The sequence below is a fragment of the Flavobacterium sp. EDS genome (assembly GCF_020991525.1).
GTDB lineage: Bacteria > Bacteroidota > Bacteroidia > Flavobacteriales > Flavobacteriaceae > Flavobacterium.
The window spans coordinates 1-436 of the sequence record NZ_JAJMOZ010000057.1; the positions used below are offsets into that span (position 1 = coordinate 1).

The window sequence follows — 436 nt, forward strand, 5'->3', positions numbered from 1 at the left end:
GGCTCTTAGGTTATATGTTAGACCACATTCAACAGGAAAAGTATAATTTCCATTTTGATCAGAATAGCCTGTGTTTACTATATTAAAGTTATTGTCATATAAGGTCAGTTTAGTGTTAGGCAAAACTTCTCCTGTTGCCAAATCGGTTATGGTTCCATATAATTCCTGAACACAAGCCAATTTTCTTGTTTCTAAAAATTTATAGATATCGTCAGATCCCTGACCACCTTCTTTGTTTGATGTAAAGAATCCTCTACGAGATTTGGTATCAATTACATAAGCAAAATCATCTTGAGGTGAATTGATATCTGCCCCCACGTTTTGGATATTACTGACTCCTTTATCGCTTAGTTTTCCAACAAAAACATCTAATCCTCCAAGTCCAGGATGTCCATCAGAAGCAAAATAAATTTCGTTTTCATCAGTTACAAAAGGA

The 436-nt window shown here is 34.6% G+C and carries 1 protein-coding gene; it reads right to left on the minus strand.

What is annotated here, in order from left to right; all coding sequences use genetic code 11:
- A partial coding sequence (locus tag LPB87_RS20660; protein WP_230729232.1) for a carboxypeptidase-like regulatory domain-containing protein occupies nucleotides 1-436 on the minus strand: 436 nt, incomplete at both ends.